The sequence below is a fragment of the Mesorhizobium sp. M0437 genome (assembly GCF_040321335.1).
GTDB lineage: Bacteria > Pseudomonadota > Alphaproteobacteria > Rhizobiales > Rhizobiaceae > Mesorhizobium.
Map to the genome: position 1 here is coordinate 1 of NZ_JAMYRK010000069.1, position 16,250 is coordinate 16,250.

Genomic DNA, 16,250 nt, shown 5'->3' on the forward strand with positions numbered 1-16,250 from the left:
GCCATAGCGAGCCCTTGTAGCCATCGGCGCCATGTGTCCAGCCGGCAGCGTCGATCGACATGCCCGAGCCCGAGCCAAACGTCTCGCCGAACTTGTCCTTCTGGCTGGCCGGGATGCGGCCGACACCGACCATGCCCTTGTTGACGAAGCTGACGCCGCCGACGGTCGCGGCGTTTTCTGCCAAGGCCGGGGTCAAGGCGGTGAACATCGCCAGCGCGACGGCGAGGGACGCGGTTCGGTGCAGGTTTTTCATGGGTATCCTCTTTGAGACAAAGCTGCCGGGATCTGAAAAAGCGCCGCGTCGCATCAAGGATGCCGCGAAAGCCTTCGGAGAAGCGATCTAGGACGCGAACATGATACTTGCGTGACAGTGCCGCGCTTGCTTGTCCCCCGTGGTCGCAACTGGCCTGGGTATGGCGAATTCGTCGTCGCCGAGCGAGCAATTAACAACTTTACAAATAATCGTTCTAATGTAAAGTTATGACAATGAAAGGTCCCCGATGACTGCCTATCGTTTCGCCACCCGCCTCAATTCCTTTGCCTCGCGGCCACAGGCCGAGTGGCCCGATCTTGTCGGCAAACCGTCCATGCTGCAAATGGCGGCACGTGCGGCGAAGGTTGCGGAGTTGACCGATCTCGACCTCAACTTCCCCGACCATGTCGATGAAAAGCCTGCGGAAATAGCGCGCAAACTCGGCGATATCGGGCTTTCCATCAATGGTTTCGCCATGCGCTACTATTCCAATCCGGCTTTCAAGCTCGGCGCCTTCACCAACCCGGATCCTGCCATTCGCCGCGAAGCCATCGACCTGACCAAGGCCGGCATCGACGCCACGCGCGAGGCGGGCGCCAGCCTGATGACCTTGTGGCTCGGGCAGGATGGCTTCGACTATGCCTTCCAGGTGGACTACGCAGCGCTCTGGCAACACGAAATCGATGGCATTCGTGAAGTTGCGGCGCATGATCCGGGCTGCCAAATCAGCCTTGAATACAAACCCAACGAGCCGCGCTCCTACAGCCTGATGCCAGATGCGGCGACTACATTGCTGGCGATCCGCGAGATCGGCCTGCCAAATCTCGGCGTGACGCTCGATTTCGCCCATGTGCTCTATGCCGACGAGCAGCCGGCCTTTGCCGCAGCACTCGTGGCGCGACACAGCAAGCTGCTCGGCGTGCATCTCAACGACGGCTACGCCAAGCGCGACGACGGCCTGATGGTCGGGGCCGTGCATACGCTGCAGACGATCGAGCTGCTCAGGCAGATCCGTCGAGACGGCTATGCCGGCGCCATCTACTTCGACACGTTCCCCGACATGACCGGGCTCGACCCGGTCCACGAATGCGAAGTCAACATCGCGACTGTCAAGCGCATGCTGCGCTTCGTCGATCGGCTGGAAAAGGACAATCGCCTGTCCAGTGCCGTCGACCGTCAGGACGCGGTCGCCTCGCAGGCCATCATCCAGGAAGCCATGCTCGGGCCGGACAGCTGAGGCCGGCGGCATAGACCGTTTTTCAACAAGGGAGGAAGATCATGAAATTTCTACTTGCCACCGCTGCCGCTGCCCTGATGGCGCTGTCCATCGGCTCGGCTTTTTCCGCGGACCTCGCGCCGCTCAATTCCGACACCGAGAAGGATCGCATCGACTGGTCGCAGCTCGAGGCCAAGTTCGGGGCGTTCCCCAAGTTGCCCGAGGGTACCAAGGCGGGTGCGGTCTCCAAGACGCTGACCAATGAATACTGGCGCTCGCTGGGGGAGGGCTACAAGTCGTTCGGCGACCGCACCGGCGTGCCCGTCGTCTACCAGGCAGCGCAGAGCGAGGGCGACCAGCTCGGTCAGCTCACCATCGCCGAAGGCCTGGTCACACAGGGCTACAACGTGCTGCTCGTCTCGCCGCAGACCGACTCCAACCTGCAGCCGATCATGGAACAGGCCAAGGCGGCCAACGTGCCGGTGGTCAACGTCAACGACGCGGTCATCCCGCAGGCCGAGCATTATGTCGGTAATGTCCAGCGCGACAACGGCGTGCGCGTCGCCAAATGGTTCATCAAGAACCGGCCGGACGGCGGCAAGGTCGCCATCGTCGAAGGCCAGGCCGGCGTCTACGCCGCCGTCCAGCGCACCGATGGTTTCAAGACAACGATCACCGAGGCCGGCAAGTTCGACGTCGTCGCCAGCGTCCCCGGTAACTGGGATCGCCAGACCTCCTACGACGCGGCCACCAACATCCTGCAACAGCACCCCGACCTGATCGGCTTCTATGCCAACAATGACGGCATGGCGCTGGGCATCGTCGAGGCGGTCAAGGCTGCCGGGCTGCAGGACAAGGTTGCGGTCTTCGGCACCGACGGCATCTCCGACGCCTATGCCTCGATCCGCGCCGGCGAGCTGACCGGCACCGTCGATTCATTCCCGGTGCTGACCGGCGAGGTGGCGCTGGAATCTGCGCTGCGGCTGGTGGCCGGGCAGAAGCTGCCGCGCGTCGTTGCCACGCCGCAGGCGCTGATCACCAAGGACAATGCCGACCGTTACTCCGGCGGCGGCGATGCCGTGCGCAAGGCGCTGCTCGAGGACGCGGCAGCGGGCCAGTAGAGCAGGGCCGGCAGGTGCCGGCCTTGGGTCGGCACCTTGCCTGGAGAACCGAAGCAATGTCAGCGCGGCTGCAATTCGAGGGCATTTCCAAAGAGTTTCCGGCTGTGCGGGCGCTGAGCGAAGTGTCGTTTTCGGTCGGCGCCGGCGAGATCCATGGCCTGCTCGGTGAAAACGGCGCCGGCAAATCGACGCTGCTGCGCATACTGTCAGGCGTCTACCGACCGACGGCGGGAAGCGTGCTGATCGACGGCAAGCCGGTGATGCTGAACAATCCGGTCGCCGCACGCGCAGCCGGCGTGGCGATGATCCATCAGGAATTACAGCAGGTGCCACGCCTCAGCGTCGCCCAGAACATGTTCCTCGGCCATCCGTTGACGCGCGGCGGCGTCTTCGTCGCACGGCGCGAGCAGGAGAGCCGCGCTGCGGAAGCGCTGGCCGCCATCGACCCGACCATCGATCCGGCAGCCCCGCTTGGCAGCCTGAAGGTGGCGCAGCGGCAGATCGTCGAGATCGCGCGGGCGCTGCTCGACCGCGCCAGGATCGTGGCGATGGACGAGCCGACGTCGAGCCTCACGCCGAGCGAGTTCGAACGGCTGGCGGAAGTTATTGCCGGTCTGGCACGCGACGGTGTCGCCGTCGTCTATGTCTCGCACAAGCTGGACGAGGTGTTCGGCATCTGCCAGCGCGCAACCATCATGCGCGACGGCGTTGTGGTCGAAACCGTCGATCTCGCGCAGGTGTCGGAAAAGGCCGTCGTTTCGATGATGGTCGGCCGCGAGCTTGCCCAGGAACAACACCGCTCGCATGCTTCTCCCGAGATCAGGCTGAGCGTGCGTGGCCTCGCCTCGGCAACCAAGGTCCGTGACGTTTCGTTCGACCTGCATCGCGGCGAGGTGCTGGGCGTTGCTGGCCTGGTCGGCTCGGGCCGCACCGAACTGCTGCGGCTGCTGGCCGGCGCCGACCGGGCCTCATCAGGCGCAATAGAGATCGACGGCGCGGCGGTAAAGCTTTCCAGTCCGCGCGACGCGATCGCGGCCGGCATCGGTCTGGTGCCGGAGGAGCGCAAGCGCGAAGGCATCGTGCCGTTGCGGTCGATCTCCAGCAACATGGCGCTGGCCTCGATGGGCGTGTTCGCGCCGCGCGGCGTCATCGATCACAAAAGGCTGAAACGGGTCGCGGCCGAGAAGATGAAGCGGGTCAATCTCAGGCCGTTCCTGCTCGACCGGCCGATCCGCCTGTTCAGCGGCGGCAACCAGCAGAAAGCGATCATGGGCCGCTGGCTGGCGGCGGGAACGCGGATCCTTCTGTTCGACGAACCGACGCGCGGCATCGATGTCGGCGCCAAGGCGGAGATCTACCACCTGATCGAGGAACTCGCCGCCGAAGGCCATTCGGTAATCGTCGTGTCGTCCGAACTCCCCGAGGTGATCCGGCTCGCCGACCGCGTGCTGGTCATGCGCGACGGCACGGTCGCCGCCGAACTGGGCCGCGCAAGTCTCAGCGAACAGGCGATCGCCGCGTACGCCATACCCCAAACGGAGATTGAGGCCGGCAAGGCGCAAGGCCATCGGGCCGGTGCATAACGGACAGGACCAGCCGATGACCGATATAACCCAACACACAGCAGCGCGCCCAAGGGCAGATTTCCTGCACCGGTTTTCCGTGCGCGACGCCGGCACGCTGATCGGCCTGGTGGTGATCCTCGCCGTCTTCGGGGTGCTGGTCCCCGGCTTCTTTGCCGAGCGTAACCTGATCAACATCCTGCAGCAATCGAGCATCAATGCGTGCCTGGCGTTGGGCATGACGCTGGTCATCATCTCGGGCGGCATCGACCTGTCCGTCGGGCCGACGGCAGCCCTTTCGGCGGTCATCTCGGCCTCGATGCTGGTTGCCGGAGTGCCGTTTCCGCTGGCCATCGCCGCTGGCTTCGCCATCGGCCTCGCCTGCGGACTGCTCAACGGCGTGCTGGTTGCCTATGTCGGGCTGCAGCCCTTCATCGTCACGCTGGGAACGCTCAGCACCTACCGGGCGCTGGCGCTGATCTATACCGGCGGCAATCCGGTGCTCGGCCTGCCTGCCGGCTTCCGTGCCATCTTCAACGGCTCGCTGTTCGGATTGCCCTTGGCGGTCATCATCGTGGCCGTGGTCGCGCTGATTGCCTGGATCATCCTCAAGAAGACGCCGTTTGGCGAATATCTGCTCGCCGTCGGGGGCAATGAGGAGGCGGCCTACATAGCCGGCGTGCCGATCGCTCGCACCAAGATCGCCGCCTATATGATCTCGGGCCTGCTGGCAGCGCTTGCAGCGCAGATCCTGATCGGCCGGCTGGGTGCCGCCGAGCCCATTCTCGGCAATCTCTGGGAACTCGACGCCATAGCGGCGGCGGCGATCGGCGGTGCCTCGCTGATGGGCGGCAAGGGCAGCGTCGTCGGCACCATCCTGGGCGCCGTCATTCTTGGCAGCATGCGCAACGGCCTGACGCTGATGAACGTGCAGTCCTTCTATCAGCTCCTGGCAACTGGCCTTATAATCCTCGCCGCGATGCTTATCGATCGCGTGACGAGGGGACGTGGATGACCTTGACCGGGCTGGACCTGAAAGCAGTAGGACCGCGCATTCGCATGATGATGCCGCATCTGACGCCGCTCGAGGCGAAGGTGGTTGAAACCGTCTTCGGACGGCGCGGCTTCGACGAGACCATACCGCTCAAGCAGATCGCCGAGGAGGCCGGTGTGTCGGAGGCGATGGTGGTCAAGATCGCCAAGAAGCTGGGTTTTTCCGGCTATCGCGACTTTCGCACGGCGGTCTATGAATACAGTCGCCTGCCGACCGCCGAGATGCATCAGGAGCTGTCGGTGGACGACAGTTCGGCCGAGATCGTGCAGAAGGTGTTCCGCACCTCTATCCAGGCGCTGGAGGAGACGCTCGCCATCCTCGACATGGACGATTTCGACCGTGCCGCCGATCTGCTTTACCGCGCCAGGAACCGCGATTTCTACGGCGTCGGCGGTTCGGCGCAGATCGCACGCGACGTCTCGCACAAATTCCTGCGCATCGGCATCCGCACCTCTGTCTATGACGATTCGCACATGATGCTGATGTCGGCCTCGCTGCTCGGCGCCGACGACATCGCCGTCGGCTTCTCGCATTCCGGCAACACGAGCGCTGTTATCGACGCCATCCAACTTGCGCGCAAAAGCGGCGCGCGCACGCTGGCCATCACCAACTATGACAACTCGCCATTGGCAGCCATCGCCGACATCGTGCTTTGCTCGACCGCCCAAGGCTCGCCGTTGATGGGTGAGAACGCAGCGGCGCGCATTGCCCAGCTCAACATTCTCGACGCGCTGTTCGTCGCGGTCGCGCAACGCGACTACCAGGCGGCGGAGCGCAATCTCGGCCGTACCATGTCTGCGGTGACGTCGAAACGGAAAGACAAGAACTCATGAAAGGCAAGCGGCTCATGAAGGTCTGGGGCACATGACGGCTCCTCCGCCGCTGGTGACCGTATTCGGCAGCCTGCATTACGATATCCTGGTCGAAGCCCCCGATCGCCCACGCAAGGGCGAAACGGTCACCGGCCATGCCTGGCATCCGAAATGCGGCGGCAAGGGCGGCAACCAGGCGGTGTCGGCAGCGCGGGCCGGCGTGCGTGCGGCGATGATCGGAGCTGTCGGCGACGATGATTTCGGCTGCGCGCTTCTCGACAATCTCGATCGCAACGGCGTCGACCAGCGCTTCGTGGGAGTGGCTTCGGGCGCCGGCTCGGGCATGAGCGTAGCGATTTTCGACGACAGCGGCGACTATGGCGCGGTGATCGTCTCGGGCAGCAATCTCACTCTCGGCGAAAAGGACATTACTGAGGCGGCCGAGCTGATTGCGCAAACGGCGGTTCTGCTGCTGCAGAACGAGGTACCGGAAGCCGCCAACATTGCCGCGGCGCGAGCGGTGAAGGCGCATGGCGGCCGCGTCGTTCTCAATGCGGCGCCGGCGCGAAAGCTGACAGCCGAACTGATCGCGCTGACCGACATCGTCATCGTCAACGCCATCGAGGCGGAATTCCTGGCCGGCGTTCCGGTCGTCGACACGCTCGAGGGTGCTGCGAAGGCGGCCGGCATGCTCGTCGGTTCCTATCCGGCTGCAATCGTTACGGCCGGCGGCGAGGGCATTGCCTATTGCGACCGCGACGGCCAGGCATTCGCCTTGCCGGCGTTGCCGGTGGAGGTGGTCAGCACCCACGGTGCCGGTGATGAATTCGTCGGCGCCTTTGCGGCGGGGCTTGCGCGTGGAGAGCCCGTCGAGGCGGCACTTGCCGCCGCCAATGCCGCCGCTGCCTCGCTGGTCGCAACGCCGGAGCGCGAGCGCGGGGGTCTTGATCAATCTGAGCCTGCTCAGTGAGCGCCGCGATTCAATCGCTGTCGCGCGCGATCAGTTCCAGCGGCCAGACTTCACGGATGATGCGTGCGCCTTCGGCGCCGGCGTAAGCCGGGATCGATGCCAGCAGCATTTCGGCCAACCGCTCGCCCATCGGCTCGAGCGCCGGGCGGAAGCCGGTCAGCGCCGGCGAAAAATAGCGGCAGAGCGGGGTGTCGACGATGACGATCACCGCAACGTCGTGGCCGGGCCTGATGCCCGCCTCGGCCAGAGCCTTGCAGCCGCCAAGCGCCATCGCATCATTGTTGAAGATGATGGCCGTCGGCGGGTCCTTGGAGCGCATGACCTTCGGCGTCACCGCGTAGCCGCCGGCCTCGTTGATGAAGCCGTCGGCGATCAACTCGGGGTCGAATTCGATGCCGTGCCGCCGCAACGCCTTGCGATAGCCGGCGAGGAACAGATAGCCGAAATTGAGGTCGAGCGACGGGCGGATGGCGGCGATGCGGCGGTGACCGCGCGCGACGAGACGATCGACCGCGTCAGCCCCGGCTTTTTCGAAATCGAGGTCGAGCGAGGGATAGGAATCGCCGCCGGAGCGGCTGCGGCCGAGCGTCGCGAACGGGAAACCGGCCTGGGTCAGATAGTCGATGCGCTCGTCCTCGCGCCGCGTCCAGGCCAGCACCACGGCATCGGCCCGCCGCGTCTCGACGACACGGCGCAGGCGCTCCTGCTGGTAGTCGCCCGGCGCGCCCATCACCACGATCAGGTCGAGGCCGCTTTCGGCGAGCTTGGCCTGCAACCCGGTCAGGAACGGAATGAAGAACGGCTCGCCATATTCCTGGTCGCCCGGATGAGGCTGCAGCATGAAGGCGATCGAATGGGTGGCGCCGCGCCGCAGGCTGCGGCCGGACTGGTTCGGCGAATAATTCAGCTTCTTGGCCGCATCGAGCACGCGCTGGCGTGTGTCGGCATTGACATCGGCGCGGCCGTTGAGCGCGCGCGACACCGTGCCGATCGAAATATTCAGGTGACGCGCAAGGTCGTGAATGCTGGACGCCAAAGGACAGTTCTCCCCCTTGCTTGGCTAGCACCGGCTGCTCTCCGGGCCAAGCCGACGCCACGATTTTTCACAGCCGGCCAATTGACATTCTACGCCATCGGGTGTGTTCTCGTAAACGTTTACGGAAGAACGTTTGCGGCTCTGCCGTGAACGCCGTGACGATCGGTCTGGAGGGGCCGAGAGGGAGGAGTGCTGGATGATCAATGTCGTCCTGGTCGGCTGCGGCGCGATGAGCAAGGCCTGGCTCGATGCGGCCAAGCAGATCGACGGGCTCGCCATTGTCGGCCTGGTTGATCTCGACGCCGAAAGGGCGCGGGCAAGGGCGCGCGAATACGAGCTTTCCGGCGCCGTCATCGGAACTGAGCTCGACGCCGTGCTCGACCAGACCAGGCCCGACGCGGTATTCGACGTCGTGGTTCCCGCCGCCCGCCGCGAGGTCGCGCTTTCCGCCTTTGCCCACCATTGCCATCTCTTGACCGAAAAGCCGCTGGCCGACAGCCCGGACAATGCGCGTGCCATTGTCGAGGCGGCCCGCAGCGCCGGCCGCATCCATGCCGTCGTGCAGAACCGCCGCTATGTCGCCAATGTCAGGCGCATCCGGCGCTTTCTCGATTCCGGCGCCATTGGTGCGCCAACCAGCATCCACGCCGATTTCTTCGTTGCGCCGCATTTCGGCGGTTTTCGCGAAGAGATGCGCCATGTGCTGCTGCTCGATATGGCGATCCACACATTCGATGCAGCCCGCTACATGGTGGCCGGCGAACCGGCCGGCGTCTATTGCCAGGAGTGGGAGCCGGCCAACTCCTGGTATCGGCAAGGGTCGTCGGCAGCCGCAAGCTTCAACCTCGGCGGCGGCAAGCTGTTCACCTATGCCGGCAGTTGGTGCGCGGCCGGCTTCCGTACAAGCTGGGACAGTACATGGCGGATCGTCGCCGAGCGCGGCAGCATTGTCTGGGACGGCGCGGACGGATTGAAGGCGGAAGTCGTGCGGCCGGTCCGTGAAGGCCTGTTCGACCGCACCGAACCGATAGCCGTGCCGCCGCTCGACCCGGCAGATCGTGTCGGCGGCCATCTCGGCATCATCCAGGATTTCGTCCGCGCCGTCGAAACCGGCACCGAGCCGGAGACGCGCGGCGCCGACAACATCAAGAGCCTGGCCATGGTTTTCGCTGCGATCGAGAGCGCCGAAACCGGGCGCCGGGTCGCTATCGCTCAACAGGAGGGGTCATGATGCCAAACCCGCTGCTCGACATCAGGATCGGCACCATGGTGCGTGCGAACCTCGACGACCCGGCCGCCTATGTCAGGCAGATCCTGCCGCTCGGCTTCGAGAGCATCCAGCCGTTCTTCTGGCAGACGCTGGGCGGCAAGGACATTCCGCGGCTGGCGGGCGAGATCCGCGAGGCGATCGGCGATGCCGATGTCATCGTCTCGTCGATCGGCGTGTTCGGCAATCCGCTGGAGAGCGGCGAGATCGATCGCGGCGTGCTCGAGGCGTGGGAAACGATCATCGACAACGCGCATCGGTTCGGCACCAACATGGTCAGCGGCTTCACCGGCCGCATCCGCGGCAAGCCGCTGCCCGACAGCCTGCCGCGCTTCCGCGAGGTCTGGGGGCCGCTCGCCAAGCGGGCCGCCGACAAGGGCGTGCGCATCGCCTTCGAGAACTGCGCCATGGACGGCAACTGGGCCAGCGGCGACTGGAACATCGCCCACAATCCGGACGCCTGGGAGCTGATATTCAACGAATTGCCAAACGACAATCTCGGCCTGGAGTGGGAGCCCTGCCACCAGCTGGTCTATCTGATCGATCCGATCCCGCAGATCCGCAAATGGGCGCAGCGTATCTTCCACGTCCACGGCAAGGACGCGACGGTGCGCTGGGACGTGATCCGCGAACATGGCGTGTTCGGCCGCCTGCCGTTCGTGCAGATGCGCACCCCTGGCTTCGGCGACAGCGACTGGACGCGGGTGATCAGCGAGCTGCGGCTGGCCGGCTACAAGGGCGCCATCGACATCGAGGGCTGGCACGACCCGGTCTATCGCGGCGATCTCGAGATCACCGGCCAGGCGCGGGCACTGGATTATCTCCAACAATGCCGGGGAGGCGCGAGCTACCTGCCGAACCCGGTGTGAGGCTAATGCATGTCGCGCAAAAGTGCCCAGCGGTTTTGCGATAACGACATGCATAAAAACAGGACAAGCCGGCGGGAGGTGCCGGCCAGCGAAAGATTGCGGCGCAATGCCGAAGCGATCGTCAAAACCCCTCGGCTAGCGAGGGAACAAAGGGAGGATAAGTGCATGAGCATTACGATGAGAAGGACAGTTCTGCGCTCGACCGTCGCGGCGGCCGCGATGGCGCTCGCCGCCGCACTCTCGACCTTGCCGGCGCAGGCGCTCGATGCCCAGTGGTGTAAGGATGTCCATATCCGTTTCTTCGTCGGCGGCGCCGAGGGCGATGCCTTCGGCACGATCGTCTATAATGGCGCGAAGCAGGCGGCGGCCGATCTCGGGCCGAAGGTCGACTACATCTTTTCCCAGTGGGATGTCGAGAAGATGGTGCAGCAATTGCGCGAGGCTGTCGCGGTCAAGCCCCAAGGCATCGCCATGATGGGCCACCCGGGCGACGCCGCGATCATGCCGCTGGCCGAACAGGCGCACAAGGACGGCATCAAGATGATGTACCAGAACGTGCCGGTGCCGACGGTCACGGCGGCGTTCGGCGGCGGCTATGTCGGTGCCCAGCAGGAGCAGCAGGGCCGCGCGCTTGGTGCCGAGGCGGTCAAGCTGGCCGGGCTCAAGGCCGGCGACAAGGCAATCATGATCGGCCCGTTCGAGAACGAGAGCCGCGGCGCGCGCGAACGCGGCACTGTCGCTGCCCTCAAGGAAGCGGGCGTCGAGGTCATACAGCTCTCCTCGCCGCCAAGCGGCGAATGGGCTTCCGACCCCAATCTGGCCCTTCCGGTGATCACCGCGGCACTGCTCAACAATCCCGACGTCAAGGCGGTTGGCTATCCCGGCGGACAGATGCTGGGCAACGTCCCGACTTACATGCAGGCGGCGGGCAGGAAGCCGGGCGATATCTTCAACTTCGGCTTCGACACCAGCCCGCAGATCGTCGAGGGCTTCAAGGGCGGCTGGGTGCAGCTGACGGCCGACCAGCAGCCGTTCCTGCAGGGCTATCTGCCGATCCTCAGCCTCTGCCAGCAGGTTGTGCTGGGTCTCGCACCGATGAATGTCGATACCGGCGCCGGCTTCGTCACGCCGCAGAATTACGAGATCGTCGCCGAGCTCGCCAAGCAGGCGCTGCGCTGACCTCCCAAGCCGTCGGCCGGGATCGAGCCCGGCCGGCGGGTCCGCCGGGGCAAAGGCCGGCACGCGACAATCAAGCGAGGATCGCCATGGCCGAACGCATCATCGAACTGCGCGACATCACCAAGTCCTACGGCCAGGTCTATGCGCTGGGCGGGGTCAATCTCAGCGTCGATCGCGGCGAGGTGGTCGGTCTGATCGGCGACAATGGCGCCGGCAAGTCGACGCTGATCAAGATCCTGTCCGGCGTGGTCAAACCGACCAGCGGCGAGATTCTCGTCCGCGGCAAGCCGGTGACCGGATGGAGCCCTGCGCGCTCGCGCGACGCCGGTATCGAAACGGTGTTCCAGGACCGGGCGCTCGCCGTGCAGCAGACGATCGTACGCAATATCTTCATGGGCCGCGAACTCACCGGCTGGCTTGGCTGGCTGAAGGTCAACAAGGAGATCGCGGAGGCGAGCCGGCTGATGCGCGAGATCGGCTTCACCTCGAAAGTGTTCACGCCACAGTCGATCGTCGGCCAGCTCTCGGGCGGCGAACGGCAGGGCGTGGCGATCGCGCGGGCCATCTATAAGAAGGCGGAGCTGATAGTCCTCGACGAACCGACGACCGCGCTATCGCTGACCGAGACCGCCAAGGTCTTCCACTTCGTGCGCCAGGTGCGGGCGAGCGGTCGCTCGATCCTGTTCATCGGCCACAACATCCACCACGTCTTCGATATCGCCGATCGCTTCGTGGTGCTGGACCGCGGCAAGGTCGCGCTCACCGCCGACCGCAGCGAGGTCAAATCGGCCGAGGATCTGATCAATTTCATGGAAGACGTCGCCCACCCCAGCGGATTGCCGGGGTTGCACGACGCGGGCGATGCAGGGAGGGCGGCACGATGAGCAAGACCATGGAACCCGATCTGCAGAGCCCCCTCGGCGGCACGCATAATGAGGCCGCCGGGAAAGAGTGGAGACACCCGTCCGACAATTGGCTGCGCGGGTTCATCCTCGACAACCGCGCCGCGCTCGGCACGCTTGCCGTGTTCATCGTCATGATGGCGGTGTTCATGATCGCCAACCCGATCGTGTTCACCACCTGGAATCTCTACAGTTCCGTGCTGACCACGCTGCCGGTGGCGTTGTTCGTGGTGGTGCCGCTGGTCTTCGTCGTCACTTGCGGCGAGATCGACCTGTCGTTTCCGGCGACAATGGGCTTTGCCTCATGGGTCTTCGCGCTGGTCGTGCAGGCCGGCTACGACCCGTTCCTCGGCATCGCCGCCGCAATCGTCACCGGCATGCTGCTCGGCTTCCTGGTCGGCTCGCTGGTCGTCTATGGCGGGCTGTCGTCGCTGATCGCCACGCTCGGCATGAATTTCCTGCTGCGCGGCCTGATCCAGATCATCAACGAGGGCAGGTCGACGGCACTGACCGGTCTTGCCGACAGCTGGGCCTACAAGATCTTCTCCAGCCAGCTTTATGGCATTCCGGTGCAGATCTTCTGGGCCATCGGCTTCGTCGTGCTGTCGGCGCTGCTTTACAACCGCCATCGCTTCGGCGCGCAGGTCAAGGTGGTCGGCGACAATCCCGACAGCGCCCAGCAGATGGGTATCGACGTCAAGCGCGTGCGGGTGAAAGTGTTCGTCTTCGTCGGTATCGGCGCGGCGATCGCCGGCACGTTCTCGGTGATGATCAACTTCACCTGGTGGCCGACGGCGGGCGACGGATACCTGCTGCCGGTGCTGGCATCGGTGTTCGTCGGCGGCACCCCGACCTGGGGCGGCATCGGTACCGTCGTCGGAGGCGCCATCGGCGCGGTCACGGTCTCGTTCATCCAGACCGGCGTCGTCGCGGCAGGCCTGAGCGGCTTCTACGTCCAGTTCTTCAACGGCCTGATCATCATCCTGTCGCTGCTCGGCCACAAGTGGAACCAGGCGCGGTATCGCTAGCGCCCGGCGGCCTCACACCCCGGTGACAAACCCGTCCAGCACGCGTTTCTGGCCGGCTTTGTCGAAGTCGATGGTCAGCTTGTTGCCTTCGATGGCCGAGATGTTGCCGTTGCCGAATTTCTGGTGGAAGACGCGGTCGCCGACGCTGAAGGGGGACGGCGTGTCGGCGACGGATTTGGCGACCAGCTCGCCGTCGATAGTGCGCCCTTTGACCGAGGTGCGACCGGCGCCGTAGCCGGAGTCGGTTTCGCCATAGCCGATGCGCTCGACCTGGTGGCCGGAGCGCGTGCCCCAATTGCGGTCGGTCGCCTCGGTGCGGTTGGCCTGAGCACGCTGCCAGCCCGGTGTCGCATAGGTGCTGGAGAAAGCGCCGGATTTTTCGGCGCCGTTATTGCCGCCGATGTTGTCGAAGCGCGACGCTCCATAAGGGTTCTGCCTGCCTGCACCTTGGCCTCCACGACCGGAGGCGAACGAGCCGCCGCCATAGGCATTGCCGTAGCCGCCGTAGGAGTTGCCGCTCTCGGAAACTTCGACATGGGCTTCCGGCAGCTCGTCAAGGAAGCGCGACGGGATGGTCGATTGCCAGAGGCCGTGGATGCGGCGGTTGGAGACGAACCAGATGTGCAGGTTCTTCTTGGCGCGGGTCAGGCCGACATAGGCGAGGCGGCGTTCCTCCTCCAGCCCTGAGCGGCCGCCCTCGTCGAGCGAGCGTTGGTGCGGGAACAGGCCTTCTTCCCAGCCGGGCAGGAACACGGTTTCGAATTCGAGGCCCTTGGCCGAATGCAGCGTCATGATGTTGACGGCGTCGAGCTCGGCGTTCTGCTCGGCGTCCATCACCAGCGCGACATGTTCGAGGAAAGAGCGCAGCGATTCATACTCCTCCATGGAGCGGATCAGTTCTTTTAAGTTCTCGAGCCGACCGGGCGCTTCGACCGAGCGGTCGTTCTTCCACATGTCGGTGTAGCCGCTCTCCTCCAGAATGGTCTCGGCGAGCTCGGTGTGCGGCGTGGTTTCGAGAGCCTTTTGCCAGCGTTCGAAATTGGCCGATACCTCGCGCAGTGCCGCGCGCGGCTTGGGCTTCAGCTCGTCGCTCTCGGCAAGTTTTGCCGCCGCCTCCAGCATCGGGATGCGCAGCGCCCGTGCGGTGTCGTGGATCTGGCGGATGGTGGCCTCGCCCAAGCCGCGCTTCGGCACGTTGACGATGCGCTCGAAGGCGAGGTCGTCGGCGCCTTGCGCGACGACGCGAAAGAAAGCCAGCGCATCGCGAATCTCGAGCCGCTCGTAGAAGCGCGGGCCGCCGATGACGCGGTAATTGAGGCCGAGCGTGACGAAGCGATCCTCGAATTCGCGCATCTGGAAGGAGGCGCGGACGAGAATCGCCATGTCGTTGAGATTGTGCTTCTGGCGCTGGTAGGCCTCGATGGTCTCGCCGACGGCGCGGGCCTCCTCTTCGGAATCCCAGGCGGCATGGACATGCACCTTCTCGTCGTCCTCGGCGATCTTTTCGGTGAACAGCGTCTTGCCGAAGCGGCCCTCATTGTGGGCGATGAGGTGGGAGGCGGTGCCGAGGATGTGCGCGGTCGAGCGATAGTTGCGCTCCAGCCGGATGATGGTGGCGCCGGGAAAATCCTTGTCGAAGCGCAGGATGTTGTCGACCTCGGCGCCGCGCCAGCCATAGATCGACTGGTCGTCGTCGCCGACGCAGCAGATATTTACGGTGGACAGGCGCGGGCTTCCCTCCCCCTTGAGGGGAGGGTGGCCGGGCAAAGCCCGGTCGGGTGGGGTCCGTGCGGCAGTGCTCGACCTACCGGCGGCAGTGCTCGACGCTCTAGCGGTGCCTTCTGCGGCAACCCCCACCGCCCGCGCAGCCGGCACCTCCCCCTCAAGGGGGGAGGATTGCGGCCGCTGCGCCAAGAGCCGCAGCCACATGTACTGGGCGGTGTTGGTGTCCTGATATTCGTCGACGAGGATGTAGCGGAAGCGCTTGTGGTATTCCTTCAGCACGTCCGGATTGGCGCGGAAGATGCGGATCGGATGGCACAGGAGATCGCCGAAGTCGCAAGCGTTCAGCGTTTTCAGCCGCTCCTGATAGGCCTTGTAGAGCTCGCGGCCCTTGCCGTTGGCGAAGGCACGGGCATCGCCCTCGGGGATGTCGGCGGGACCGAGGCCCTTGTTCTTCCAGCCGTCGATCATCTGGGCGAACTGCTTGGCCGGCCAGCGCTTGTCGTCCAGCCCTTCGGCCTGGATAAGCTGCTTGATCAGGCGCACCACGTCGTCCGTGTCGAGAATGGTGAAGTCGGATTTGAGCCCGGCCAGCTCGGCATGTCTGCGCAGCAGCTTCACTCCAATCGAGTGGAAGGTGCCGAGCCACGGCATGCCCTCGACATTGCCTTCGCCGATCAACAGGCCGATGCGCTGCTTCATCTCGCGCGCCGCCTTGTTGGTGAAGGTGACGGCGAGGATCTGCGACGGGAAAGCCTTGCCGGTGGCAAGGATGTGGGCGATGCGGGTGGTCAGGACGCGCGTCTTGCCGGTGCCGGCGCCGGCCAACACCAGAACCGGGCCTTCAGTGGTCTCAACCGCCAGCCGCTGCTCGGGGTTCAACCCCTTGAGATAGTCGGGCGCATTGTTCTGGTTGCTGCGGGCAGCCATGGCGCGCGCGGCAATGCCCGACGGGGCCACGGGCCGCGCGTTCGGTTCGTCAAAAAAAGGCATGTCTTCCGAAAAGCCGGACATCTCTCCCCGAATGTAGTGATTCGGCAGCGAAAGGCCAGAAGTGTCTCCGTTTTGTTCTCTGTCCAGTCGGTGGACTCACAATCTGGATGGGTCCGCTAACCAAAACGCCGGGCTTGCGATGGGTCGGCACCGTAAAACGCCGAGCTTGCTTGACAGGGGAAGCGGGCCGGAGAAAGTTGCGTGGGGGCAGGAGCGCAATGCCGGGTTGCCCATGGACGCGTCGCGGAGCGCACCAGTCGAAGGAG

13 protein-coding genes and 1 pseudogene are annotated in these 16,250 nt (G+C 64.8%); 11 read left to right on the plus strand and 3 right to left on the minus strand.

What is annotated here, in order from left to right; all coding sequences use genetic code 11:
• A pseudogene (locus NKI72_RS28695) lies at window positions 1–253 on the minus strand (esterase-like activity of phytase family protein); the annotation flags it as partial.
• A 247-nt stretch (window positions 254–500) separates the two neighbouring features.
• Between NKI72_RS28695 and NKI72_RS28700 the strand changes: the two are divergent.
• The 6 genes from NKI72_RS28700 to NKI72_RS28725 are packed head-to-tail and all read left to right on the plus strand — an operon-like array spanning window position 501 to window position 6,988.
• Window positions 501–1,490 carry a TIM barrel protein gene (locus NKI72_RS28700; protein ID WP_352831194.1) on the plus strand — a complete coding sequence of 330 codons (990 nt, stop codon included), beginning with the start codon at window positions 501–503 and terminating at the stop codon, window positions 1,488–1,490.
• 41 nt (window positions 1,491–1,531) lie between these two features.
• Window positions 1,532–2,590, plus strand: a complete 1,059-nt coding sequence (locus tag NKI72_RS28705; RefSeq protein WP_352831192.1) for a sugar ABC transporter substrate-binding protein — start codon at window positions 1,532–1,534, stop codon at window positions 2,588–2,590.
• A gap of 56 nt (window positions 2,591–2,646) precedes the next feature.
• Window positions 2,647–4,173, plus strand: a complete 1,527-nt coding sequence (locus NKI72_RS28710; RefSeq protein WP_352831190.1) for a sugar ABC transporter ATP-binding protein — start codon at window positions 2,647–2,649, stop codon at window positions 4,171–4,173.
• A 16-nt stretch (window positions 4,174–4,189) separates the two neighbouring features.
• Complete coding sequence (locus NKI72_RS28715) at window positions 4,190–5,167, plus strand: ABC transporter permease (protein ID WP_352831188.1); 978 nt, start codon at window positions 4,190–4,192, stop codon at window positions 5,165–5,167.
• Complete coding sequence (locus tag NKI72_RS28720) at window positions 5,164–6,039, plus strand: MurR/RpiR family transcriptional regulator (RefSeq protein WP_352831186.1); 876 nt, start codon at window positions 5,164–5,166, stop codon at window positions 6,037–6,039. Before NKI72_RS28715 ends, NKI72_RS28720 begins: the two co-directional genes overlap by 4 nt.
• Window positions 6,040–6,070: 31 nt before the next feature.
• On the plus strand, window positions 6,071–6,988 hold the full coding sequence (locus tag NKI72_RS28725) for a ribokinase (protein WP_352851487.1): 918 nt from the start codon (window positions 6,071–6,073) through the stop codon (window positions 6,986–6,988).
• A 10-nt stretch (window positions 6,989–6,998) separates the two neighbouring features.
• Here NKI72_RS28725 and NKI72_RS28730 read toward each other — a convergent pair whose 3' ends face one another.
• Entirely contained in the window at window positions 6,999–8,024 is a 1,026-nt protein-coding gene (locus NKI72_RS28730) for a LacI family DNA-binding transcriptional regulator (RefSeq protein WP_023676728.1), read from the minus strand.
• A gap of 196 nt (window positions 8,025–8,220) precedes the next feature.
• Between NKI72_RS28730 and NKI72_RS28735 the strand changes: the two genes are divergently transcribed.
• The 5 genes from NKI72_RS28735 (at window position 8,221) to NKI72_RS28755 (ending at window position 13,269) form a co-directional block, all read left to right on the plus strand.
• Complete coding sequence (locus tag NKI72_RS28735) at window positions 8,221–9,255, plus strand: Gfo/Idh/MocA family protein (protein WP_352505622.1); 1,035 nt, start codon at window positions 8,221–8,223, stop codon at window positions 9,253–9,255.
• Window positions 9,255–10,160 (plus strand): sugar phosphate isomerase/epimerase family protein, encoded by a 906-nt coding sequence (locus NKI72_RS28740; RefSeq protein ID WP_352505670.1) that lies wholly within the window; start codon window positions 9,255–9,257, stop codon window positions 10,158–10,160. The genes NKI72_RS28735 and NKI72_RS28740 overlap by 1 nt, the downstream gene beginning before the upstream one ends.
• A 165-nt stretch (window positions 10,161–10,325) precedes the next feature.
• Complete coding sequence (locus NKI72_RS28745; RefSeq protein ID WP_023676725.1) at window positions 10,326–11,339, plus strand: substrate-binding domain-containing protein; 1,014 nt, start codon at window positions 10,326–10,328, stop codon at window positions 11,337–11,339.
• A gap of 86 nt (window positions 11,340–11,425) precedes the next feature.
• Entirely contained in the window at window positions 11,426–12,223 is a 798-nt protein-coding gene (locus NKI72_RS28750; protein ID WP_352505623.1) for an ATP-binding cassette domain-containing protein, read from the plus strand.
• Window positions 12,220–13,269, plus strand: coding sequence for an ABC transporter permease (locus NKI72_RS28755; protein ID WP_352505624.1), 1,050 nt, complete (start codon window positions 12,220–12,222; stop codon window positions 13,267–13,269). Before NKI72_RS28750 ends, NKI72_RS28755 begins: the two co-directional genes overlap by 4 nt.
• A 12-nt stretch (window positions 13,270–13,281) precedes the next feature.
• Here the strand turns inward: NKI72_RS28755 and NKI72_RS28760 are convergent, their stop codons facing one another.
• Window positions 13,282–16,005 (minus strand): ATP-dependent helicase, encoded by a 2,724-nt coding sequence (locus NKI72_RS28760; protein WP_352851488.1) that lies wholly within the window; start codon window positions 16,003–16,005, stop codon window positions 13,282–13,284.
• Between the last annotated feature and the right edge of the window lie 245 nt (window positions 16,006–16,250).